The organism is Amphibacillus sp. Q70, assembly GCF_052055485.1.
In the GTDB taxonomy this organism is placed as follows: Bacteria; Bacillota; Bacilli; order Bacillales; family Amphibacillaceae; genus Amphibacillus.
In genome coordinates this window covers 1,383,068-1,408,164 of the sequence record NZ_CP197171.1, presented here as the reverse complement: position 1 = coordinate 1,408,164, position 25,097 = coordinate 1,383,068, and the positions used below count along the sequence as shown (strand labels likewise).

The 25,097-nt window shown below is 33.6% G+C and carries 24 protein-coding genes; 7 read left to right on the top strand and 17 right to left on the bottom strand.

What is annotated here, in order from left to right:
• Positions 1–302: 302 nt before the first annotated feature.
• The 14 genes from ACS127_RS06430 to ACS127_RS06365 form a co-directional block, all read right to left on the bottom strand.
• Positions 303–911, bottom strand: coding sequence for a DUF421 domain-containing protein (locus ACS127_RS06430; RefSeq protein WP_440897596.1), 609 nt, complete (start codon positions 909–911; stop codon positions 303–305).
• 135 nt (positions 912–1,046) lie between these two features.
• On the bottom strand, positions 1,047–1,517 hold the full coding sequence (locus ACS127_RS06425; protein WP_440897595.1) for a glutathione peroxidase: 471 nt from the start codon (positions 1,515–1,517) through the stop codon (positions 1,047–1,049).
• A 159-nt stretch (positions 1,518–1,676) separates the two neighbouring features.
• Complete coding sequence (locus ACS127_RS06420; RefSeq protein WP_440897594.1) at positions 1,677–2,036, bottom strand: hypothetical protein; 360 nt, start codon at positions 2,034–2,036, stop codon at positions 1,677–1,679.
• A gap of 16 nt (positions 2,037–2,052) precedes the next feature.
• Positions 2,053–2,397, bottom strand: a complete 345-nt coding sequence (locus tag ACS127_RS06415; protein WP_440898092.1) for a DUF6176 family protein — start codon at positions 2,395–2,397, stop codon at positions 2,053–2,055.
• A 320-nt stretch (positions 2,398–2,717) separates the two neighbouring features.
• Positions 2,718–4,034 carry a 6-phospho-beta-glucosidase gene (locus ACS127_RS06410; RefSeq protein WP_440897593.1) on the bottom strand — a complete coding sequence of 439 codons (1,317 nt, stop codon included), beginning with the start codon at positions 4,032–4,034 and terminating at the stop codon, positions 2,718–2,720.
• 335 nt (positions 4,035–4,369) lie between these two features.
• Positions 4,370–5,266, bottom strand: a complete 897-nt coding sequence (locus ACS127_RS06405; RefSeq protein ID WP_440897592.1) for an ROK family protein — start codon at positions 5,264–5,266, stop codon at positions 4,370–4,372.
• Positions 5,267–5,341: 75 nt separating this feature from the next.
• Positions 5,342–6,265 (bottom strand): nucleoside hydrolase, encoded by a 924-nt coding sequence (locus ACS127_RS06400; protein ID WP_440897591.1) that lies wholly within the window; start codon positions 6,263–6,265, stop codon positions 5,342–5,344.
• Between the two features lie 32 nt (positions 6,266–6,297).
• Entirely contained in the window at positions 6,298–7,038 is a 741-nt protein-coding gene (locus tag ACS127_RS06395) for a carbohydrate ABC transporter permease (RefSeq protein WP_440897590.1), read from the bottom strand.
• 89 nt (positions 7,039–7,127) lie between these two features.
• Positions 7,128–8,021, bottom strand: a complete 894-nt coding sequence (locus ACS127_RS06390) for a carbohydrate ABC transporter permease (protein WP_440897589.1) — start codon at positions 8,019–8,021, stop codon at positions 7,128–7,130.
• Between the two features lie 81 nt (positions 8,022–8,102).
• A complete protein-coding gene (locus ACS127_RS06385; protein WP_440897588.1) occupies positions 8,103–9,335 on the bottom strand; it encodes an ABC transporter substrate-binding protein in 1,233 nt (410 codons plus the stop codon).
• Positions 9,332–10,810, bottom strand: coding sequence for an FGGY-family carbohydrate kinase (locus ACS127_RS06380; RefSeq protein WP_440897587.1), 1,479 nt, complete (start codon positions 10,808–10,810; stop codon positions 9,332–9,334). Before ACS127_RS06380 ends, ACS127_RS06385 begins: the two co-directional genes overlap by 4 nt.
• Positions 10,803–11,744, bottom strand: a complete 942-nt coding sequence (locus ACS127_RS06375; RefSeq protein WP_440898091.1) for a transketolase family protein — start codon at positions 11,742–11,744, stop codon at positions 10,803–10,805. Before ACS127_RS06375 ends, ACS127_RS06380 begins: the two co-directional genes overlap by 8 nt.
• A gap of 4 nt (positions 11,745–11,748) precedes the next feature.
• Positions 11,749–12,591 carry a transketolase gene (locus ACS127_RS06370; RefSeq protein ID WP_440897586.1) on the bottom strand — a complete coding sequence of 281 codons (843 nt, stop codon included), beginning with the start codon at positions 12,589–12,591 and terminating at the stop codon, positions 11,749–11,751.
• The gene (locus tag ACS127_RS06365) at positions 12,551–14,008 is read right to left on the bottom strand and encodes an L-fucose/L-arabinose isomerase family protein (RefSeq protein ID WP_440897585.1); all 1,458 of its coding nucleotides are present in this window, start codon (positions 14,006–14,008) and stop codon (positions 12,551–12,553) included. Before ACS127_RS06365 ends, ACS127_RS06370 begins: the two co-directional genes overlap by 41 nt.
• A 273-nt stretch (positions 14,009–14,281) precedes the next feature.
• On the opposite strand from ACS127_RS06365, the gene ACS127_RS06360 reads away from it, so the two are divergent.
• A complete protein-coding gene (locus ACS127_RS06360; RefSeq protein ID WP_440897584.1) occupies positions 14,282–15,316 on the top strand; it encodes a LacI family DNA-binding transcriptional regulator in 1,035 nt (344 codons plus the stop codon).
• Positions 15,317–15,434: 118 nt separating this feature from the next.
• Here ACS127_RS06360 and ACS127_RS06355 read toward each other — a convergent pair whose 3' ends face one another.
• On the bottom strand, positions 15,435–16,889 hold the full coding sequence (locus ACS127_RS06355) for a glycoside hydrolase family 1 protein (RefSeq protein WP_440897583.1): 1,455 nt from the start codon (positions 16,887–16,889) through the stop codon (positions 15,435–15,437).
• Between the two features lie 320 nt (positions 16,890–17,209).
• Here ACS127_RS06355 and ACS127_RS06350 point away from each other — a divergent pair, with 320 nt between their 5' ends.
• Positions 17,210–17,932 carry a MurR/RpiR family transcriptional regulator gene (locus tag ACS127_RS06350; protein WP_440897582.1) on the top strand — a complete coding sequence of 241 codons (723 nt, stop codon included), beginning with the start codon at positions 17,210–17,212 and terminating at the stop codon, positions 17,930–17,932.
• A 214-nt stretch (positions 17,933–18,146) separates the two neighbouring features.
• Here ACS127_RS06350 and ACS127_RS06345 read toward each other — a convergent pair whose 3' ends face one another.
• The gene (locus ACS127_RS06345) at positions 18,147–19,355 is read right to left on the bottom strand and encodes an AraC family transcriptional regulator (protein ID WP_440897581.1); all 1,209 of its coding nucleotides are present in this window, start codon (positions 19,353–19,355) and stop codon (positions 18,147–18,149) included.
• Between the two features lie 120 nt (positions 19,356–19,475).
• Between ACS127_RS06345 and ACS127_RS06340 the strand changes: the two genes are divergently transcribed.
• On the top strand, positions 19,476–20,447 hold the full coding sequence (locus ACS127_RS06340) for an NAD-dependent epimerase/dehydratase family protein (protein WP_440897580.1): 972 nt from the start codon (positions 19,476–19,478) through the stop codon (positions 20,445–20,447).
• Between the two features lie 606 nt (positions 20,448–21,053).
• Here ACS127_RS06340 and ACS127_RS06335 read toward each other — a convergent pair.
• Positions 21,054–22,052: an AraC family transcriptional regulator gene (locus tag ACS127_RS06335; protein ID WP_440897579.1), complete on the bottom strand. Its 999-nt coding sequence runs from the start codon at positions 22,050–22,052 to the stop codon at positions 21,054–21,056.
• 516 nt (positions 22,053–22,568) lie between these two features.
• Here ACS127_RS06335 and ACS127_RS06330 point away from each other — a divergent pair.
• From ACS127_RS06330 to ACS127_RS06315, 4 genes are read left to right on the top strand one after another with little or no spacing between them, the layout of a single operon-like run.
• Entirely contained in the window at positions 22,569–22,988 is a 420-nt protein-coding gene (locus ACS127_RS06330; protein ID WP_440897578.1) for a PTS sugar transporter subunit IIA, read from the top strand.
• Between the two features lie 5 nt (positions 22,989–22,993).
• Positions 22,994–23,467 carry a PTS system mannose/fructose/N-acetylgalactosamine-transporter subunit IIB gene (locus ACS127_RS06325; protein WP_440897577.1) on the top strand — a complete coding sequence of 158 codons (474 nt, stop codon included), beginning with the start codon at positions 22,994–22,996 and terminating at the stop codon, positions 23,465–23,467.
• A 23-nt stretch (positions 23,468–23,490) separates the two neighbouring features.
• The gene (locus ACS127_RS06320) at positions 23,491–24,285 is read left to right on the top strand and encodes a PTS mannose/fructose/sorbose/N-acetylgalactosamine transporter subunit IIC (protein ID WP_440897576.1); all 795 of its coding nucleotides are present in this window, start codon (positions 23,491–23,493) and stop codon (positions 24,283–24,285) included.
• Positions 24,275–25,093 carry a PTS system mannose/fructose/sorbose family transporter subunit IID gene (locus ACS127_RS06315; protein ID WP_440897575.1) on the top strand — a complete coding sequence of 273 codons (819 nt, stop codon included), beginning with the start codon at positions 24,275–24,277 and terminating at the stop codon, positions 25,091–25,093. The genes ACS127_RS06320 and ACS127_RS06315 overlap by 11 nt, the downstream gene beginning before the upstream one ends.
• Positions 25,094–25,097: the final 4 nt, after the last annotated feature.

Sequence of the window (25,097 nt, the reverse complement as noted above, 5' to 3'; positions counted from 1 at the left end):
CCTTTGCAAATTGACAACTTTTCAGTTGTTTTCTATCGCCTTTATATCCTCTAACCTATACTTTGCATAAATAGTATTCGGTACATTTTCTCTACTGTGACCTGTACGGTACAGCATTCCCTGGTAGTCTTGTACATCCTTTTTCTATTTGGAGATTGGTTGTTAGACGAATGTCAGTTGCTAAAAATCACAGCCAATAAAAAAGAACCGGATATATTGTTGGAAACAAATTTTTTGCTAAAATCCATTTCACAAATGATCACGGTTCTTATCTGTTCATGACTACTTTTAAAAGGGGCATTTTAAGGTTCATCTTTCCCTTCAAAATTCTTATTTTTTACTTCATCAAATATATTATTTGCTTGTTCTTCTTTTGTTTGTGATTTTATGTTTATACCAAGTGCTTTCTGTAGCTGAGCTATTTCATCCATGAGTAAATTTAAATCTGCTTTGGTAGCTAATTTTTTTGCTTCCTTTAATTCATACCCTAGCTGACCACTAACTTCAACCGTTGCGTATTTTATATCATCAATGGAAGAAACACCCGATTGCCTCAATCTTGTTTCGAGCTGATCAACCGACATTCTTATTTTTTTTAAGTTAGTTATATTCAATTGACCATCTTCAATAACTACTTTTGCTTTACCTGTAGAAATGGTTTCTAAAATGTCAAACTTAACTTCTACGTATTCAGTTACTACCATCAATATGGTAATTAAAAAAGCGACTGCGAACGTATGAAATAAACTCTTATCAGCTACAGGTTGAATCAATAATGAACCAATACCGATCATGACAATTACTTGGTTAATTGACATTTGTGAAATTGACTTTCTTCCCCCAATTCTTAAGATAACTTTCCCTATATAAAATATCAAAATGGTTTCCCAAATCCAATGCAAATCATCCACTGTATCTACTCCTAAGCTCCATTATTCATTAATCCTATTTTAAACAATATAAGTATCTTCATTCATTATCGCTATTTCCATATTAAAACCGTCTATAGTATTTAGTTACCTAGACGGTTTTTAACGATCAATACGCTATAAATATTGTTTAATTTCTTCTGCAAATTCTAGTGGTTTATTAGTCGGAGCAAATCGTTTAATCACTTCTCCCTCTTTATTGACTATGAATTTTGTGAAATTCCATTTAACTTTGTTACCCAGAGTTCCTTTTGCTTCTTTAGTTAATAGCTTGAAAAGCGGATGAGCCTCAGGACCGTTTACCTGGACGATTTCATGCATCGGAAAGTTTACACCATAGGTCTGACGACAAACGGCAGCTGCTTCATCAGCCGTATCAACCTCTTGGTTAAATTGATTGGATAGAAAGCCAAGGATAACTAAACCTTCATCCTGATATTTCTCATGCAATTTTTGCAAATCCTCGAATTGTCCCGTAAAACCACATTTAGAGGCGGTATTAACAATCAACAATGTTTTTCCTCTATATCTATCTAAGGTATACTTTTCTCCATCTTCAAGAACGACTTCAATATCATAAATATTCATTTAATCATCACTCCTGCCGCAAATATCTTTGTTTCTTCACCTCATATAACATGATCGATGCAGCCTAAGAAACATTTAAAGATGATGTCACTCTATCGATTGGGGTTCAATCATTACATCAAACATTTCTTTATAATTCCGAACCTTCTATAATTCATTTCAGTAATTGGAACTTATCTTTTTAGAATAGTATATAAATAGAGCTTGAATTACCAAAATAATAATAGTGATCGATACTAAAAGACCAATAGGAGAAAAAGGCTTAAAGTAAGTCCACCAATCATCTTTTTGATTTTGCAAAATGAAAAAATATGACGAACTAAAAGTTAAAACATTTCCAACGATAAGAACACTAACATTTTTGGTTTTAATAGCTAACCACAAAAGAAGTCCCAAGCATACGATCATCAATCCGTAAAACATCATTGTACCCGAATTATAATCACCTCGCATTGCTAAATACACATATGGAACACAATAAGCTAACAGCATTAAAATCTTTATTAATTTCTTATTCATATACTACCTCCGATAGTTAATTCATATGCTCACGTACCTTTTCAGGTATCATGACTACCTCTGTAATGAGATCAACGGGCTTATAGTTTGGATCGATACATTCCTTCCAATACTCCAAATGTTTCTTATCAATCCAGCTATCTGAGTCTTCAACATTGATTCCATCTGGATTTTGAACAGAATACCAGTATAGAAACTCTTGTCCTTGTATTTCTTCTCTGAAGATTGTTTCTACAAACATTTTTTCTTGTTCTAAGGTAAGTAGTGTTTCCTGCATATTATCGTTAAGAAATTTTAACCATTCATCTACACGTGCTGTTTTCCCTTTTTTTACTCTAAATCTAGTTAACTCAACTTGAATCATATTATCACTTCATTTCTTTTTAATTACTAGTAGTCTAACATACATAGCGAAACACTTGATTAAGTTTGAATTATTTAAGAGATATATTTTAAAATTTTCCAAAAAGAGACTTGAACCCAGGTTCCAATTTATTCTTTTTATTTTGATCATGCTGGGTCAAAATCAGCTACTAAACAAAACATATAATTACAAATATCTTAGCTGTAAAATCAGCCATCAAAGAATTAAATGCAAAAAAAGAAACGCCTCTCCCAAAAAGAATAGGCGTTTCTGTGTCTATTTTTCACCATCTTGATCAACATCATGGCTTTTTAAATTTATAAAAATTGTGGTAAATGTTCTTTATGCGCCACTAACATTTCATCAAGAATTTCCTTAGCCACTGAATCTGAAGGTACAAGCGGATTGATCGTCATTGCTAATAGTGCAGTTTGATAATCCCCTGTAACAGCGGCTTCAGCTGCTACTCTTTCAAAGGATTTGATTTGTTGAACAAGACCTCTGGTTGCAACCGGAAGATCTCCAATAGCAATCGGTTTAGGTCCATCCTTTGTAATCACACTATTGATTTCAACAGCAGATTCATCTGGAATACTCGCAATAGCTCCATTATTCATGGTATTGACTGGTTGGATATCTTTCCGATCGTTATAAATCGAATCGATTAAATTACAGGCTGCGTCACTATAGTAAGCTCCACCTCGTTGTTCAAGTTGTGGAGGCTTAATCGATAACGCTTGATCTTTATATAACTCGAATAATTCTTTTTCCAGTTTTTTAACTACTTCAGCCCGTGTACCTTCTGTATCAGCAGCTTTCTTTTCTTCTGCAAACATCTCATCTGTCTTATAGTAATAACGATGATAAGGACAAGGAATTGCCCGGAGTGCTTTAATAAAGTCTGGTTCCCATTTCAAGTCAGCAATATTCCGCATCGTTCCGCTTGAGCCATCACTGGAAGTGAGATGATCAATATATTGATCTGTGTAAAGCTCTCCATCAAGATAAATATTTAAACCATAAACCATATGATTGAGTCCAGCAAAGTCAACATGAATTCTTTCTACCTCAACCCCTAATTGATCAGCAATTCCCATTTTTATTCCAACCGGCACATTGCAAAGGCCAACAATTTTCCTCCAATTACTATGGCGAAGTACTGCTTCCGTTACCATCCCCGCTGGATTCGTAAAGTTAATCAACCAGGCATTCGGGCACAATTCTTCCATGTCCTTAATAATATCTAGAATAACTGGAATTGTTCGTAAACCTTTAAATAAACCACCTGGTCCATTTGTTTCTTGACCGATCACACCATACTTTAAAGGAATACGTTCATCTTTAGCACGTGCTTCCAATAGACCCACTCGGAATTGAGTCGTGACAAAATCAGCATCTTTCAATGCTTCGCGGCGGTCTAATGTGAGGTGTACTTTGATTGGTAACCCTGCTTCTTTTATCATTCGCTTCGCTAACCCACCAACGATATTCAGTTTCTCTTCACCTTCTGGAATATCGACTAACCAAAGCTCTCGAATCGGCAAGCTTTCATATCTCTTGATGAAACCTTCGACTAACTCAGGGGTATAGCTTGATCCCCCACCAATCGTTGCAATCTTAATACCTTTACTCATTAAAATGACTCCTCTCCCTTTATTAGAAAAACTCGGCTTATCGCCTAGTCTTTATGGTATGGCAGGAAAAAATCACAAGAATAAGTTACTTTCTTATTCTGAATCCTAAGCCTTTATGGCGGAAGCCTCAGTTTTACTTATACTATCATCGATAAAAGTTTATACCTTTTGATAGTGAAAAAAGACCTTCTCTTTAAAAAAACTTTCTTCTTTAAGGATATCGAATCTGCTTATTTCTGTATAGAGATTCCAACCATTTTGTTTGTTATGACTACGGTAGTGACTTGTTACAAAAGAGAAACGTTGTGTTTCACTATATGTTCATCACTAGCACATCATAACAGTTTATTTTGTAACAAATGATGATATAAAGCTCCTACAAGATTAGCGACATTTCTAAACTGACATATTTTAAGAATTGGATCTGCCATTGACAGTTCCATTGCTCCTTTTATAATATCCATTTGTTTCTCTATTTCTTCTAATAAAATAGGCTGAACACTAATTCCACCACCAAGAGCAATAATATCCGGATCTAAAATATACTGTAGATTTAAAATTTGAACAGCTATCTTACAACAGTATTCTTTAAAAATAGGCAAAACTTCTGGGTCATTATTTTTAATATACTCAAAGGCTGAATGACCATCATTCTCTGAAAGACCTTTTATATCGACAATTTTATTAATCATCATGGTAGCGGAGCATGATCTTCCAACCATTTGATTTGACGTTGTTTCATAATGATATTCATCTATGATATAGCTCATCTCACCAGCACTTAAATTAGCACCTCTCAGAAGTTTATTCTCTATAAAAATACCTCCACCAACTCCTGTCCCAAGTACAAGAACAATACTATTAGCAAACCCCTTCGTACTACCTTTCCAATGCTCTGCCAACGCTGCGCATTTTCCGTCATTTTCAATTGAAACAGGCACCTTACACCGATTAGTCACTAATTCTACCAAATTCTGATTGTGTAAATAAGGTAATGAACCTCCATAATAAATCACACCATTTTCTACATCAACAGTTCCTGGTAAGCTTATAGCAATTCCCTCGATATTTTGATTCTGTTCACCATAAACACGATCAATTAAATGAATCAATTCATCAATCGACGATTTTGGTGTTAGCACTTTTTCATCCTTGAGAATTTCACCCTGAATAGACATAACTGCATATTTGGTAAATGTTCCACCAATATCAATAACTAGATACATCATCATTTTCCTTTCTAATACAGAGTATGGCTGAGTAAACCTATTTCATCATAATTAATTGAATATTAAACTTCGATTAATTTATTTTGAATAATTGATTACAAGTTTGCTAAATAAATCCTCAAGGGTCATGCGCGAATCCACGTCATTATAGACTCTAATAGGTCTATTATTTATTGGTTCATTATTCTTTTCATGTATATAAAACATTTCTTTTGAAACTAATGGTGCTGGTCTCCAATCATATGAATGTTCATGAAATTCTATCAATAAAGAGACAACAGGCTGATCTCCTAACACCCAGCTTTCACCCTCTGGGAATTCCAAATTATCACCATGTGCCTCATTAAATTCTATCATTTGTTTAAATAAGAAATTACCCACCTTTCCATAAGGCATAACTCTTAACTGAAGTTCACTCAAGGTTGTTCTTACTTTTTTATAGACGTCTTTAGGTACTTGCCAAAATTGCATTTTTGATTTGAACAATGCATTTGCTGCATGAATATCTTGCATTAAATTAAACTCAAATCCTCCCACTGGCCACTTTCCACCACCAATCCAAATAGCCGTTAATCTTTCTTCTATTTTAGGTTCTATTAAATAAGCAGTAGCTAAATCTGTGATTGCACCAAGGTTTAAAACAAATAATGGCAACGGGTCATCTCTAAGCGCTTCTTCTACAATGAATTGTGCACCTTCCGACATAGAAGGGTTAGTCTCATCTGTTAAAGCATGACAAGCTCCTTTATAAACATCTACTATTTCTTTTTTATCCATTAAGGACAGTACTTTATTAATTTCATCATAACTTTCATTCATAGATTTTTGTTTACCCTGATCAGGCCTATTTTCAAAATGACCAGCAACGATACCTTTAACTATAAATTTGGGTGTTAATAAAGCATGAACAATTGCAAAGTGGTCATCCGCTTCATTGGCACAATCAGTATTTATTATTACCCTTACCTTTTTGGATTCTGGTACTTTGAAAGCATAATTCATAATTATCTACCTCTCTTTTATAATTATAGTATTTATTCTGTTGTTCCAGATGTTAATCCTTTAACTATATGTTTTTGCATGACAATAAAGATAATTAACATTGGTATAATTGTAAATAAATATGATGCAAAAGCTAAATTGTAATCAAAAGTATATTGAGACTGGAAGTTATATTGGAACAATGGTAATGTCCATAAACTAGAAGATCTATTAAGTATTAATATCGGCAATAGAAAATCATTAAATACCCACAATGTATTAAGGATTACTATTGTAGCAGTCATTGGTTTTACTACAGGAAAAATAATATAGAAAAATGTTTGAATTATATTGCATCCATCCATTTTCGCTGCTTCATCAAGTTCTAGTGGGATTGACTTTAAATAACCTACAAATAAAAAGATTCCTTGTGTAAGCCCAAAGGTTATATAAAATAGAATTAATCCCCACTGATTCATTAACCCTAATTTAGAAGCAAGATTTGTAATCGGAAGCATTAAAACTTGAAACGGCACAAATATCCCTATTACAAACATGAAATATATTGACTTATAATATTTATTTGAATGCATATTCCTAGATATCGCATAAGAAACCATAGGGACTATTAAAGCAATTGCCCCTACTGATAGAACCGTAATAAAAATTGAATTAAAGAAATAGGTAAAGAAGTTTTCATTTGTAACTATTTCGATAATATTATCTAGATATAAAGAAGTAGGCGGCGCAAAAAAATTCTGGGCTGATTCCTCAGGTGATTTAAGTGCCGTCACAATAGTGATATAAAATGGAAAGAGTATCACTATGGAGCCTATCAACAATAAAACTATAAATATAAAATTCATTAGCTTTTGGCGTATCCTCATACTTGATCTACCTCTTTTCTAGACGAAAATTTAAGCTGTAATATTGAGATAAAACTAATTAATATTAATAATAATACTGATTGAGCAAGAGCGTATCCATATTTCATATCATAGAATCCCTGATTATAAATTAGCAATCCTATTGATTCCGTAGATCTAGCAGGTCCACCGCCTGTTAATGACATAATATAATCAAAAACAGTAAGGGAATTTCTTAATGTTAAGACAAATACAACATTTAATGATGGAATTAAATAAGGTAATGTTATTTTAAAGAAAGTTGCAACAGGACCCGCACCATCAATTTTTGATGCTTCATAAATATCATCAGGTATACTTTGAAGGCCTGCTAATAATATAACTAAAGGGATTGCAACTCCTTGCCAGACTGCAACAAAAACTATTGCATATATAGCTGTACTTGGCGATCCTAACGGGTTACTTGATAGCGCCTCTATACCCAACGTACTTCCTATCATTGGAAGTGCTCTATAAAAGACTTCATTCCAAATTAAACCAACAACAATTAAACTTAACACCGCGGGGAAAAAATAAACTGATCTAAAAAAAACCTTCAATTTATTTGGTAACTTTGAATTAAGTAATAAAGCTAGTAAAACTGAGATAACAATAACAAAAATTACAACTAATACCGAAAATTTGATAGTAAATTCAAAAGAACTTAGAGCTCTGTTGTCAGAAAATATATTAATATAATTTTGCAAACCTATAAAATTATAATTCTGTCCAATTCCATTCCAGTCAGTAAAACTATAATAGATGCCATTAAGAACTGGATAAATAAAGAAAACTAAGAACAACACAACTGCTGGTAATGTTAATATTTGAAAAGATAATTTTTCTTTATTTCCTAACTTATTTTTATTCATTTATCTATCACCCCTTGATTAGAACTAAAAAATAATGAAGGAGGATAGAAAGAAAATATCCTCCTCACTTAGCTTATTTAATTAGTTATTAAATTCATTAGTTAAAGTATCTACAAATATTTCAATATCCTTATCTAATATCAATTCTTGTACAGCAGAACCTATTAAATTGTTTGTTTCTTGAGACCAATAGGAATCAGGGTTTAATTTCATTCTTCCTTCTAAAATATACTCATATTGATATTCTATTTCTGGTATTATGTTGTCTACCCCGTTGACAGTGGAAGGAGCACCAGTTTCCTCTGCATAAAATTGAGCATTTTCTTCTTCTGTCATAAATTCAAAAAAGCGTTTAATTTCTTCCTCATTATTTGATTTAGAAGAAATGTGCAAAGAATAATCCCCAGGATAAGCAGCGACATTTGTATATTCCTCTTCTTCTCCAGGGAACGGAAACATACTAAATTCAACATCAGGACTTGAATCTCGTAAAACTGGAAAAACCCAGCTTCCTGTTAACATCATAGCTGCTTCTCCTGTAGCTAAGTCACCTCTAGCTTGATCTGCACCAGCTCCTAATGGATCAGCCTGTGAAAATTCAGACAATGCCGAAAACTTTTTACCTACATTTTCTAAAACTTCTCGACCAGTTTCTGTTAATTCACCATTTAAAGTTTCTTCGATAAACAAATCATGATTTTCTTCAGAAGGTAATAGCACATACCATTCCCTTAGCATAGATTCAGGCTCTCTACCCTCCAAAGCAAAAGGGGCAATGCCCTCTTCTTGGATTTTTTCAGCTATTGTTATTAATTCATCGTATGTTTTTGGGATTTCCAATTCTAATTCATTAAAGATATCCTTATTGTATACCACTCCAACAGTATTATAGGCTAATGGGACTGTGTATTCTTTCCCGTCAACCTCAAAAGATTCTCTAGCTTCTTCTTGAATATTATTAAGGTACTCATCTCCTGTTAATTCTAAAATAATTCCTCCTTCTGCTTTTACTGTCCATGCAGCATTAGGCCAATCACTAAAAATTTCGGGCGTATCATCACTCGCAATCCTTGATGAAAGTACTTGTGGTGCATCTGGCACAACATTATGTTCAATTTTTATATCTGGATTTTCATCTTCGAATTTTTCAATTAATTCTGACATAATACCCTGTGTTTCTGTTTTCATATCAAAAAATTCTATAATAACTTCATTCTCTCCTGTTGAAGAGTTAGCCTCTCCTGTTTCCTCAGAATTACCACAACCCGAAATAATCAATATTAAGCTCAAAAGTAATATTATTTTTTTTATCATATCCTTAACCTCCGTTTATTCATATTATTGTTTTGATTAATTGTATTCATTACATGTGTAAACCAAGTTACATACTCATTTGCTAATTTACTTTGTGGTAAAAATCCTTTTTTTTCTTCTAAATTATTAATCGTAATATCTACTGCCAACCTTAGTGCCCCTAAAGCTGACATTTCCTCGACATTACTAATAATTACCTTTTTATCTAAAACATCAGATAACATTTGCATTAACTTGCTATTTTTACTTGCTCCTCCATCAACATTCAATTCAGATATCTTTATTCCACTTGTTCTTTCCATTACATCAATAACTGCCTTTATTTGATAAACAATACTTTCAAATCCTGCACGAATCATATGAGCTTTCGTATGACTACGAGAGAGACCAACAAAATTTGCATTAGCATCAGGCTTCCAAAAGGGAGCCCCTAATCCAAGCTGTCCTGGCACAAAGTAAACGCCTTCATTATCGGAAAGGGAAAATGCTAAATTCGATCCTTCTTCGATAGTATTAAATAGATTTAATTCATTTGATAGCCAATTTAATGTATCAGTACATGAACGGATAATCCCTTCTAGTGTATAAAAAACCTGTTGATTAATTTTCCACCCTACTGTTTTAAGTATCGTCCTATCACCCCAATGTATCTTAGAACCTATCTGCATCATTACAGAACATCCAGTACCAAGCGTTGCTTTAATATCTCCAATGTTTGTAGATCCTTGTCCATATAAAGCTGCCTGTGAATCAGCTATTACACCAATAATTGGAATTCCTCTGTATTCTCCAAAAAAGGAATTAGATGACTTTACTTCTGGCAGTGCTCTAATAGGTGTTTCAAAACAATTACATAATTCCTCATCCCATTCTTGCTTGTGAATATTATAAAGTAATGTTCGAGAAGCGTTACTAGCATCTGTAGCATAAACTTTTTGATTTGTTAGATGCCATATTAACCACGCATCTATTGTGCCAATCCCAAGCGCATCTTTTCTAACAAGAGATTTTATCCATTCTTTTTCTGTAAAGAGCCATTTTAATTTTGGAGCTGAAAAATAAGTATCTAATTTCAAACCTGTTTTTTCTTGAATCATATCCTCCTTTCCGTTTTCACTTAAGTTTCTACATATATTTATACTTCTGTTACACTGCCAAACAAGTGCATTGTATACTGGGTTCCCTGTTGTTTTATCCCAAACAACTACCGTTTCGCGCTGATTAGTTATTGATATACTCTTAATATCCTTTTCCGTTAATCTTGTTATTTTAAAGAGTTCATCGAATAAACTCTCAACATTATCTATAATCTCGACTGGATTATGTTCAACCCAGCCAGATTGCGGATAAATTTGTTCATGCTTCCTATCTAACCTTTTAATGATTTTTGGATTTTTATTTTCAATTATAAATAACAATAGTTTTGTTCCAGAAGTACTTTGATCAATTACAATTCTATAATTTGGTTTATTCATTCTCCATCACCAAGTCTCTAGTTAGCTTTACAAGATAATTAGGGTGTAAACCATAATGTTCAAATACTTGCTCACTATTTCCTGTAATTGGTGGTTCATCAGTAATTCCAACAATCCTATGCAAAACAGTCGAATTTCTAGAAATCACTTCTGCAACTGCTCCGCCAAGACCGCCGTAAATACTATGTTCTTCTACTGTTATGATTCCCTTTGTTTCTTTAGCTGCTTTTAGAACAGCCTCTTCATCCAATGGTTTTATGGTATGCATGTTAATTACCCTAACTGATATACCTTCTTCCCCCAGTTTCTCTGCTGTATCCAATGAAGGACGTACGGTTTCACCAGTCGCAATGATTGTTATATCGTTACCTTCTCTCATGGTCACAGCTTTTCCAATTTGAAATTCATAGTCTATATGACCATAAGAATCTTGTACTGGGTTACGTCCAAGGCGAATATAGGCAGGTTGATCTGTATGAGCCAGAGCTTCAAACATTTTTTGTGTTTCGAAACGATCCGCCGGCATCATGACTTGTAAATTGGGAATAGCTCTTGTTACTGCAAGATCTTGCAAAGAGTGATGGCTCATTCCCAATTGCCCATAAGCTACACCACCACTTATCCCTACTAATTTTACGTTTGTATTTGAATAAGCAACATCTACTTTTACTTGCTCTATACTTCGCATACTTAGAAATGCTGCCGGTGAAACAACAAATGGACGTTTTCCACTATGAGCTAAGCCAGAGGCAATCCCAACAATATTTTGCTCAGCAATTCCTACCTCTACTATTTGTTCTGGTAAAGCATCAACAAATTCATCTAATTTTGCTGAACCACGTGAATCACTAGTCAAAACAATAATATCTTTGTTTTCTTGTCCTTCTTTAGTTAAAACTTGGCTCATAACTAAACGATTGGGAATGCTATTTATGTGTTTATTTGTCATTTGAAATCACCTCTAATTGCTGATCAAGCTCTTTCATTGCCTGTAAATGCTCTTCATTAGTTGGTACTTTATGGTGCCAATGAGCCACATTTTCTGCAAATGATAAACCTTTACCTTTTGTCGTATGGGCTATAATCATTTTTGGTTTTCCATGATCATGCTCTACACCAAATGCTTCTAGTAATTGTGATATTGAATTCCCATCATCAACCTGTAACACTTGCCAACCAAATGCTTTGAATTTTTCATGTAATGGCTCTACTCTCATCACATCTTCACTTTTCCCGGTAATTTGTAAGTCATTCCTATCAATAATTGCTGTTAAATTATCTAACTTATAATGGGCCGCAGCCATTGCTCCTTCCCATACAGAGCCTTCTGCTAATTCTCCATCACCTAATAATGTGTATGTGTGATAAGATTTCTGGTCCATTTTTGCTGCTAATGCAATGCCTACAGATATTGATAGCCCATGTCCTAATGAGCCAGTATTCATTTCAACGCCTTCTACCTCATTATTTGGGTGACCAATTAATCGAGAGTTAAATTGATAAAATGTCTTCAATTCTTCCTCAGGAAAAAAACCCTTTTTTGCAAGAACAGCCCATAATACTTCCGCTGCATGTCCTTTACTTTGAATATAACGATCTCGATTTGAGTCATTTGGGTTTTGTGGATCTATATTCATGATATGGTAATATAAACTGGTCAGTATATCCGTACAGGATAAATCTGATGCTGTATGACCACTTTGACCATATTGAATGATTTCCAACACTGTTCTTCGTATTTCAACAGCTTTCTTTTCTAGGTTTTTTACTACTGTATTCATGTTTATCCCCTCTCCAATATGCTTTAACATCATCTTCAATAGGATCATAAAAATCTGCTTTTATACCTAAATACTTAGTTGCTTCATATAGAATGGGTACTATATCTTCTCGAATCGCTGATACATGATGGATATAGGGTCCATAGACTAATTTGCTTTCAAATCTATTTAAGTTATCAAATTCAAAATAAGTATATGTTCCTTGATTATAGGGTCCGTCCATCGTTTTAGCTGTCCCCATTAACAGCGAATACTCACCATGGTCACCGTCAAATCTACATACTGTATAGTGACCTTCTTTGGCTTCAAATCCAACTGCTCCAGGGTAGTCAAATACAAAATGTCTATCTGGAAGCACTGGTTTTTCTTTTGAATTTGAATTTAAGGCACATACGCCTAAATGTTGCATTAATTCTCCGTTCTCTTCTTCAGGATGTCGGCAATTTACATCTACAAGTAAGGCTTTTTCTTTATGCATTGTAGCTGCCTGAGCTAATAATTGTGTAATTGCACCATGAATATCAGTTTCAATTGAAAATGGCAAGCCAATTTCTTGCAAGTAAGAAATTGAAGCATATGGCAAAATACCAATTTCATCTTGTAATGCAGTCCAACATTGAATAGTCCCAGCGTTACATCCATACTTTTTGGCTAAATTCTTTAACCCAATAGTGAGTACTGATATTGTCACTAAATCAGAATCAGATACTTCTACTACAGTATATTTTTTAAAATAGTTGATGATATTTTCTACTTCGCTGTATTCACTATTTTTTACTCTATCCATCTCTTGATACAATTCTTGGAGTGGGATTGGCGAAAGAGAAATGTTATATTTCTCTAATAATTCACCTTCATTACTTATGACACTCCAGAAATCAAAAGGACGCGGGCCTATTTGTAATATTCTAGTATTTTTAAATGTTTTTACTACATTACATACTTTAATAAAATCAGTAAGACCTCTAGAAAATTCAATCGAATCGATATCAGAATTCTTAATATAAGTAAAAGGAACATTGAACCTTCTTAGTACTTTACCTATTGCAAATAATCCACATTGTGTATCTCGCAAACGAGAGCCATCTTCAGCCGGGTGTTCATCTTTTGGACCCCATAATAAAACTGGCACATTCATTTTTTGGGCTAAACGAGTCACCGCCCATTCGTTACCAAAGTTTTCATTCGCTATAAATAATCCATCAATGCCTTTTTGTTTAAACTTTTCAGCAACTTTTTCAACACCTTCATCATCGTATAGCAAACCATCATCATTGATTTCCTTTATGTCTACATAATCAATATCCAACTTATCTAACTGTTTACGAGTAAGATTGGCATATTCTACTGCTGCTTCCGCACTAAACAAATTTCGGCGAGTTGGTGCAAAACCAATTGTAATTCTATCTTTTCCCATTCAATACACTCCTTTATAGCTTTAAACTAAAATTAATTTTAGTGATTTAAAGAAGAAAACGAATGCCGGCAATCAATTTCGTTACCTATACCATACATTTAGAACTAAACAAAGTCAATAGTTTTATATAAAATAATCGCTTTCTTTTTGTTAAGTTTAGTTGTTTTTAGGTAAAAGTTACTTTAAAATGGGTTTATAGTAATCAATTTTGATTCATTTTACTAAACATGATATAATTTTAGTTAATTATTTTAGTTGCTTAGGAGATTGGAAATGAAAATAGAAGATATTGCACGTTTGGCCAATGTATCAAAATCAGCTGTTTCTTTGGCCATTAATGGAAAACCAGGTGTTAGTGCTGAAACTCGTCAACGTATTTTAAACATTGTGGAAGAACAGAATTACGTACCTTTACGCAGTGTGACCAATCGTTCAAAAAAGAAAAGAACGATTCGATTCATTGCTTGCAAAAGTCCCGATCTAATCACTGATCAATATCAAAGCTTGCCTTTTTTTAATGAATTGATTAGCTATCTTTCTTCTGAAATTAATAACTATCCATATGATTTAGTGATTTCTACATTTGATGAAAATACGATTTTAAAAGAACTAAACGAAGCTGAACAAGAACAGGAATCTGAGGGAATTATTTTACTTGGAACAAACTTAACTAAAAAACAAATTTGTTTAATTCACAATCATTATGAAAATTTAGTGATTTTAGATACACATCATCCAGATATTAAAGTCAATTTTGTTTCTATTAATAACTTCCTTGGCGGGTATTTAGCGGCTGATTATGTTATAGAACAGGGACATAAAAAAATTGGCTATGTAAAGGGAGTCCCTACCATAACCAATTTTAAAGAGCGAAAGCAAGGTTTTTTTTCTAGGTTACAAGAATCTTCCCTGACTATTCCAGATAATTTTATCTTTGAATTATCTGCGATGGAGATTCAAAATGGAATTGAAATCAAGAAAACATTTGAATTACTAGAGGAGTTGCCAACGGCCATCTTCTGCGAGAACGATTATATGGCAATTAGTTTGATGAAATCATTAAAAAGTATAGGAATTATAATACCTGATCAAATCTCAGTTGTTGGTTTTGATGATATTCGTGAAAGTCTAGTCATTAGCCCTGAATTAACAACTTTACAAGTCAATAAAAGAGAAATGGCTATTCAAACACTAAATCAATTAGATCAATTGATTAACAAAAGTTCTGCAACCAAACATGTCCAAGTCAATACATCTCTAATTGAGCGCGAAAGCACTACATCCATTAAACAAAAAAATGAAGACTAACCGACTTGGTCACAGATAACCGTCCGTAAACCTTGAGGATATCAAGATAGATGGTTAGCCCTTAAAAATAACCATCTCCTTCTCTTGAATTGAGATCAAGAGAAGGAGATGGTGTTGTTTAGCTTAAATCGGCACCATTCGTTGCAATTACTTTTTTATACCAATCGAAGGATTTTTTCTTCTTACGTTCTAACGTTCCGTTACCATAATCGTCTTGATCTACATAAATAAAACCGTAGCGTTTGGACATTTCAGATGTACTAGCTGAAATTAAATCAATACATCCCCAACTTGTATAACCCATCACTTCAACGCCTTCTTCAATAGCTTTGCCCATTTCATCGATATGAGCACGGAGATAGTCAATGCGATAATCATCATTTATTGAACCATCCGGCTCCACTTCATCATAAGCTCCTAAACCATTCTCAACGACAAATAGAGGAACTTGATAGCGGTCATACATTTTTTTCATTGTTATTCGCATTCCTTTTGGATCAATTTGCCAACCCCAATCGGATGCTTCAAGATAAGGATTTTTCACTCCACTAAAGAAGTTACCTTTTTCTTTTTTCTTGTCTGATGAGCCACTTGCAACCATACTCATATAATAACTAAATGATAAGAAATCAACTGGATAATTCGCAATAATTTCCTCATCACCTGGTTCCATTTTTAGTTCAATATGATTATCTTTAAAGTACTTTTTCATATAAGATGGGTACTTCCCGCGGACTTGGACATCAGTATAAAAAAGATTTTTCTGATCTTCTTCAAGTGCTGCCAGCACATCATCTGGGTGGCAAGTTTCCGGGTAAACTTCCATCCTCGCTAACATACAGCCAATTTTTGCATCTGGAATCGTCGCATGACAAGCTTTGACAGCTCTTGCACTTGCAACAAACTGATGATGAAGCGCTTGATAGATCGCTTGCTCTCTATTTTCTAAATGATCAACTAACATACCACTACCAATGTATGGAGAAATTGATGATATATTAATCTCATTAAAGGTTAACCAATATTTCACTTTATCTTTATATCGACTAAATAGGGTTTCAGCATAGCGCACAAAGAACTCAATTAAACGGCGATCCTCCCAACCATTGTATTTCTGTACTAAATGTAATGGCATTTCATAATGCGAAATCGTCACTAGTGGTTCAATATTATACTTTGCCAATTCATCAAATACTCGGTCATAGAATTCAAGTCCTGCCTCATTGGGTTCTAACTCATCACCATTTGGGAAAATACGCGGCCAGGAAATTGATAAGCGATATGTTTTAAAGCCCATCTCCGCAAATAGAGCGATATCCTCTTTATAACGATGATAAAAGTCAACTCCTCGACGTTTGGGAAAATTATCTCCCATTTCTCCATTTAATCGCGCATTTAACTCTTCTTCACTTCGAACTTCCATTGCCATATTTCCGCGTTTTTCTTTCGGAACAAAGGTAACCATATCAAAAATAGATAATCCTTTGCCATCTTTGTTATAGGCACCTTCTACTTGATTCGCAGCAGTTGCACCACCCCATAAAAAGCCTTCTGGGAAACGACTAACTGACATTTATATTCCTCCTTATATTGAAAGCATATTATTTATATGAGAATGTCCAAAAATTCGGCTAAAACATTACACCGAAAACAGAGGGGCTTCAATGTATAGGACGTTACTCATTTAGCCAACACGATCCTGTTTATCTTCCTTTTTGAACACACACTATATATTAAGAATAATGAATCTACCTTTTCTTGTATATAGATCTCGATCTTTCTGTTTGTTATCACGACATTAGTTATTTGTTACAAAACAGAAACACTGTGTTTCAATGTGAGAATATGCTATACTTTAGCTAAAATAGAAATGAGAGAAGGAGGGATCTCTTTATGTTCACAAGTGAAATCATTGCATCCTTTAATGAACTTGAAACTTCGATTTATAACTACATTATCACCCACAGTGATAAAGTCGCCTATATGCGGATTCGTGAATTAGCAGAAGAAACCCATGTTTCAACCGCAACCATTTTACGTTTTTGCAAAAAAGTAGGTTGTGAGGGCTTCTCAGAATTTAAGACGAAGTTAAAACTTGAACAAAAGAAAGAGGAAAATCCAATTAAAAGTAGCCATCATGCCATGCTTGAATTCTTCGAACGTACTTTAACAAATGATCAAGATCATTCAATTTATCAAGCGGCGGCCCTTGTTAAACAGGCGGAGAATGTTATTTTTATCGGTAATGGTAGTTCAGGGATTTTAGCTGAATATGGCGCTCGCTATTTCTCTGGTTTAGGGAAATTCTCAATGTATATAAAAGATTTCTCTTACCCCATTCATTCAAAATTACATAAAAATAATGTCACCATTGCCTTGTCGGTATCTGGAGAAAATCGCTTTACGATCGAACAATTAAATCGACTCAAGCAAGAAGGCAGTCAGGTGATTAGTATTACAAACAATAAACATACAACAATTGCAAAAATTTCAGATATAAATATTGCTTATTACTTAACCGAGGAATTTTATCAATATACGAACATCACAACCCAAGTACCCGTTGTTTTTATTATTGAAGCTATCGCTCGTGAAGTCCATCAATTAGATGAATAAGCATTTAAAGGAAAAAGGGATTATTTATTTGTTTAATACCCATCTATGTGAAAGTAGTCTGTTAAAGTTTCTTAATGAAATATTTTACTCTCTCAATAGTAAATTTAAGGTTATTAACAGATGACTTCTGTAAAATAATATCTATCTAGTGACTAGAAAAAACATTTTTTTAATGAAAAGAAAGGGCGCCTCCTCTCAGGCTAACTTTGATCCATTAGCTTGTTTCCTGTGCCTTTTTAGCAGATAGCACAAACTGCTTTGGTGCCACCCCATATCTTTTTTTGAAATTCCTTGAGAAAGTCTCGACATGATTAAAACCAACACAAGCAGCTATTTCTCTGATTGATTTCTTTACAGTCAATAATAAGGACCCTGCGATTAATAGCCTGGATTCATTTAAAAGCTCTTGATATGTTTTTTGAAAAGTCCCCATCAATAATTGATTTATTTTCTTCTGTGTCATATTTAAAGTTTTGATTGCTGTTTTCATCTGTATGTCCTTGGCATAGTTTTCTTGAATAAAAATATAAATGGTCCATGCGTCCATCCTTATTCGTTGCCTATCAATGTTTGCCATAGAGTTACGCCGAAATTGATCAGGAGTTATCCCTCGACTCTTCTTAAATTGCTTATAGAAATGGGCTTCTGTTTGATAGCCACATATCTTTCCAATTTGATTTGTAGAGAGCTCCTCAAATTGCAGCAATGCTATTGCATTACGGATTCTTACTCGATTTAAGTTTTCAGTAAATCCTACACCTGTGAGGCCTTTCAATATTTCTTCAATCTTATCCTCTGATAAATCAAGCTGAAGAGAAGCCTTTCTTAATGACAACTTACTTTGGTGATGAACCTGAATATATTGAAGTATTCTCCACTGAATATTGCTATCCATTATACCCTGTGCTCTACTTGGTATATTTTTATTAAAAACATAAGACAAAAATGATATTAACGATAGATTCAGTGATTCTGTTGCTGACTGATTTAACCGTTTTTCCTGAAGCACTTCTTCACAAATAAAACGTACCTGCTCTCTTTCTCTTTTCGTTGTTGATTTGATCGGCAGCACTTTATCTAATTGCTCAATTCTTTTTAAATACATTTCTCTATTTGTACTAATCAACAATAACAAACCAAGTGAAAATTGGATTCGATACATTTCCAAATGACTCTGTTGATTTGGAGATAACGCATGAACATGATAGGGCATTAATAATAGTAAATCACCTGCTTTTATTATAAAATCAGTCCCATTTATATTAATCCATCCATCCCCAGCTGTAATATAGATAAATTCCGCCTCATCACGGTGGACAGGATATTCAGCTTTTCGCAGTCTGCTCTTTACAATATTTAACTGGTCCGGTTGAAAGTTTTTTGAATAATAGTCAGCTCCTGCATATGGAAAGGTCTGATTCATCTTATCATCTCCGTCAAAAATACATTAGTTAGTGATTTGTCCTATTTTATCATTTTCTTCTTTATATATTTAATTATACTATATGTGAACTAGATCACAAATAAAAAGGAGCTAAATATGATGAGTAAAGTGTTTATCTTAGGTGGAACTGGATTGTTGGGATATTATACAACGAAAGAGTTATTGGCTAAAGGTTATCAGGTTAAGACAATGGCTCTTCCACCCATGCCAGCTGAAGAACTATTACCTAAAGAGGTTGAATGCTCATTAGGTGATATCAATGAGTTAACAGATGAGGAAATTAAAGATTTATTAAGTGATTGTGAAGGCTTTATTTACGCAGCAGGTGCAGATGAAAGAACCATACCGAAAAAGCCAGCATTAAAATTTTTTTATGAAGCAAACGTACTTCCAACACAACGGCTAGCACATATTGCAGCTGAGGCAGGTGTGAAGCGATTTGTTATCTTTGGATCATATTTCGCAGAATTTGCTGAAAGACTACCTCAATTTGATCTAAAAAAACAAGCTTATCCAAACACCCGCCTCCTTCAAGAACAAATTGCCTTTGCGGAAGGTGAAGGGAAAATGGATGTTATGTCATTACGATTACCTTATATCTTCGGCACCATGCCAGGGAGAATGCCGCTTTGGAAAATGTTCACTGAACAAGTCAAAGATCAGTCTATCTTCCCAGCCTTAAGTGGAGGAACTGCAATGGTAACTGTAGAGCAGGTTGGTGAAGCAGCTGTTGGTGCACTGGAAAATGGTGAGCATCGACACACCTATGCTATTTCTGCTTTAAATATGAAATACCAAGCATTTTATCAGATGATTGCTGATGCACTAGGACAGACAGAGACCACGCAGATACCTGTCGTTCCTTATGATCAATTAAAACCTAACTATGAACAAATAGATCAACACGCAGAAGCAGAGGGGCGAGAACATGGTATCCATATGGTCCTAAGTTCTAGATTACAGAACGAGGATCTTTACATTGATCCAAGCGAAACAATGGATCTATTAGGTATTAAAGATCATGATGTGATTCAAGCCATTAAGGATACATTGGCAAAATGTGTTGAGTAAATAGGGATAAGTCCTGATCAAACCCATTTACAGTTTATCGTTGTAAATTTATTTGTAAATTGCTCTAAGCAAAGAAACTGTAATAAGTACATTAAGTCGGTCTGAGCTTTGTATCGGTAAGAGCTCAGACCGATTATAATATGGCTTTATCAAAAAATGACGACCTAAAATATAGATTAAAATGAAAATAGGAAGAAGCACCGTGGCTTTGGGCAACCTCAAGTTATATTCTCGTCATTTTTGTATAGAGAAATTATCATAATGATCAGCTGTTATCTCCTTTTCGGAAGGCGTTATGTCCAATCGGATAAATTAAATTTGAATTATTCATAGTTCTAATTTAAGGTACAAATTAAAACAGAAGTTGCGATAATCTGATAAATTTTTCGTCAAAATAAATCTTCATTAGCAAACATGTGGGAGCGTCGTTCATCTTACATTTGCAAGTACACTGTCAGCAGGTTGTACAATTTATTTTCCTATTTAATCCTTTTAAAAAAGGTCTCTGATATCAGAGAATTGTTCTCTTTCATCGAGTTCTGCAATTGATATCAAGTATTTATTTAAAGAAAAGTAGACATGGTAAGAAACCATGGACAATTCAGGCTAGAGATAACTTTGCTTTCTTGTTCTAAACTCATATGGAGAACAGCCATATATTTTTTTGAACTTCCTATAAAAGAAACTCAAGTTTGAATAACCTACATAGTTTGCAATTTCTTCAATAGTTAATTTGGAAGTATTCAACAAATACTCGACTGTTTGAAACTTCTTAATATGAATTAACTTCTGAAACGAATATCCCATATTTTCTTTAATAATACTCGATAAATAATTGGGATTAACATTAAATTCCTTAGCAACAGATTGAAGAGTGCAATTTTCATAGTGCTCATCAATATATCGCACGATCTCCATAAATGGCGTATTTTTATACAATACGCTTTCATTAAAAATATCCTTCTCCCGAATATTAACTAATTCAGACATGATTAAAAAGAATAAGTTATTTAATATCTCCAACGAATTAATAGAAGGGAAGTAGTATTCATTCAATAATTCTTTGACAAAGACAGATAACCTTCTATTATCTTCTGAATGAAAAAAAATAAAGTTATCATGAATAGTATTATCCAATATAGAGTTAATAAAAAACTTAACGATTATACTATTAGTGGAAAGTTTATTTATAAAATATCTTTCAAGCGAATCCTTATTTATAAATAAATTTATTAAAATATCATTTTCCTCTAGTCTATTAATCGTGTGAATAGTATCAGAATCAATTAATAAAATTTGACCTTCTTTCATCTGATATAGTTCCCCATTAATACTCTGCGTACAATTTCCAGAATACATATAATTGATTTCTATAAAATTATGAAAATGCATAGGACAGTCCTGAAAACGAGAATGTTTTTTTACAGCTAATATTGGAACATTTTGAAGTTGCTTATTAAAAAAACCTGGCTCTGTAACCTTTAGTATTGGGCCATTTTTTGTTTCGATCTTCTCATATTGGTCCCATGAGTGATTTCTATATCCCTGCTTATATCTTTTTTCTGATTCAGTAATCTCCCTTAAAAAGGTATCGAGCTTTTCCACATGCTTCCCTCCTATAATCTTTAATAAAAATCATCGCTAGCTCTATCATTTGAATAGTACCCCGGCTGTTAATATAACTATAGAAAAATCAGCTAACTATTACTTCTTCATAATTTTTTGAAATTACATATAATAAAATTAATTATATATTTAAGTTTTTTGGACACTATAAAGATACTAATTCCTAAATATTTTAGTACTACAGTCTATTATATCACGTAAAAATTGATTTCTAAATTAAATCATTCAACTGAGAAATGGACAGTCGTTTTATAAGAATCGGACATGGTTTCATAATTATGTAGTTGTTATGATTAGATCAATTGATTGTTTTATTTCATCTATACTATACAAATAATTAGTAGTAAAAGTGTAAGCAGTTTCAACAAGGAACGGTATGGGAGTTACTCTTTCGCAATAGTTCTGTCACTCAGCACTAATGAGCATTACATGGATTACTCTCATAGATCAAAACAATCATTAATCATAAAAAATTAAGGAGGGATTGGGTTACTCATGAAAAAAATTATTATCGTCTCACATGGTGATATGGCGAGAGGAATGAAGGACACCTTGGAAATGATCACTGGCAACCAAGAAAATATATTTGCTCTTTCTATGAAAGCTGATGAGAATCCAGACCATATAAGCTCAAGGTTCGAGGAAATTTACAGTGAAGATAGTTCAGAAGATAGTTATCTGATTGCAAGTGATTTACCCGGTGGTAGTGTTAATACAGCCATGATGCAGTTTTTAAAACAAAAAAATACCTATTTAGTATCTGGAGTAAACTTAGTATTTCTATTAGAATATCTATTCTCTGATGAGCTAGATACTGAAACCGCTATCGAAAATGCCATTTCATCAGCTAGGGAAGCATTAAAGCATATTAAGATTGAAACAAATCAAATAAATGAAGATGATATATGGGAGTGAAATAGATGATAAATTTAGTCAGAATTGATGATAGGCTTATTCATGGTCAAGTTGCTGTAGTTTGGTCAAAATATTTAGGCGTCTCAAGAATTGTTGTAGCTAATGACCAAGTAGTAAAAGATGAAATTCAAAAGATGGCTTTGTCTATGGCTGTTCCGTCTAATATAAAGGCTACCTTTAAGACCATAGAAGAATCCATAAAAATACTAAATGATGAACGAGCTAAAAACCTGAAAATTATGGTGATAGTTGCTTCTCCAAAAGATGCTTTAAGCGTAATTAAAGAAGTGCCCGAAATTAAGGAAATAAATATTGGTAACTATGGTCGAACTAACAATGTTAACTCTATTGAAAAAGAACAACTATTTAAAAATGTATTTGTTACGGAAGAAGACAAACAAATTCTCGAACAAATTAAAGCAGCAGACAAAGACATATATGTACAAGCTGTTCCAACAGATACGAAAGAATATATTTAAAATAAACCTAAGGAGGTAAAAAAATGATATTAAATGCATTAGCAATTGGTTTTACCATGTTTTTAGGGAACTTATCGGATACCGCATTGGGAGATCCAATGCTTAGAAGACCATTAGTTATGTCTTCGATTGTCGGTTTATTATTAGGAGACTTACAAACTGGTGTAATAATAGGAGCTACTCTTGAAGTCGTCTTTTTAGGTATGACACAAATTGGAGGAGCATTACCGTCAGACACTATGACAGGTTCCATTTTCGGGGCAGCATTTGCAATTCTAACCGACCAAGGAACCGAAGTTGCCCTAACATTAGCAGTACCAATTAGTATGTTGGCTGTATTTATTAATCAAATTATTTTATTTCTACGTGGTACTTTAATTGTTAGATTTAATTCGTATATCGATAAAGGTGAGTTCAAGAAATTCGAACGGCTGCATTTGACTTCTACCTTTGGCGTTCCCGTTATTTACGGATTAATAGGCTTCATAGGGATTATGTTAGGAACAAATGCAATTGAAAGATTAGTTTCTTCACTACCAGATGTTGTAATGAATGGGTTAACTATTACAGGACAACTTTTACCAGCATTAGGTTTAGCCCTATTACTTAACATGCTATGGGACAAAAAATTAAGTTTCTTTCTCTTATTGGGCTTTGTATTAAGTGCTTATTTAGAACTCCCTCTTATAGCAATCGCCATTATCGGAGCAGTTATAGCTATTCATAGTGGGTTGAAAGACAAAAAAATAAGCGATCTGGCAAAAAGTAATACGATAAAACCAGCAACTGATTTGGAGGATGATTTCTTTGACGACTAAAAATAATAAAGATAAAAAAACACTGAGACAAATGTTTTGGCGCTCTTTAACCCTATCTGGGACATGGAACTATGTAAATGCTCAAGGAATTGCAATAGGCTATATGATGCTACCATTTTTGAAAAAGAAATATAAAAATGAACAAGATGATACTAAATTGAAAGAAGCTATGAAAAGAAGTATCGGCTATTATAATGTCACACCTGCAGTTTCAACTTTTCCTATCGGGATTTCATCTAGTATGGAAGAAGAAAATGCTCGGTTAGATAACTTTGATACCAACTCAATTAATGCAGTTAAAGCTAGTCTGATGGGGCCACTTTCAGGTATTGGCGATTCATTTTTTTGGGGAACCTTTCGAGTTATTGCGGGTGGTATAGGAATTAGCTTAGCAACGCAAGGAAATATACTAGGACCGATTCTTTTTTTATTGTTATATAATATCCCACATCTCTTTGTTCGTTTTTATGGGTTACGTTTAGGCTACAATCTTGGTAGTCAATTTATTAAGAAGGCCTTTGAAAATGGTGTCATAAATATATTAACTAAATCAGCAACGATGTTGGGGCTTATCATGGTAGGTGCGATGATTTTTACCACTATTCCTTTTGAAACTACTCTTAGTTTTAATTTAAGTGGAGAAGCATTTAGTCTACAAAATATTTTAGATGATGTTATGAAGGGGATACTTCCATTAATTGCAACTATGACATGTTTTACTTTAATACGTAAAAAAGTAAATGCTAATTTTATCATTCTAGGTATTCTGTTAATATCATTTATATTTGCCTTTATCGGGGTTGCCTAGAAGG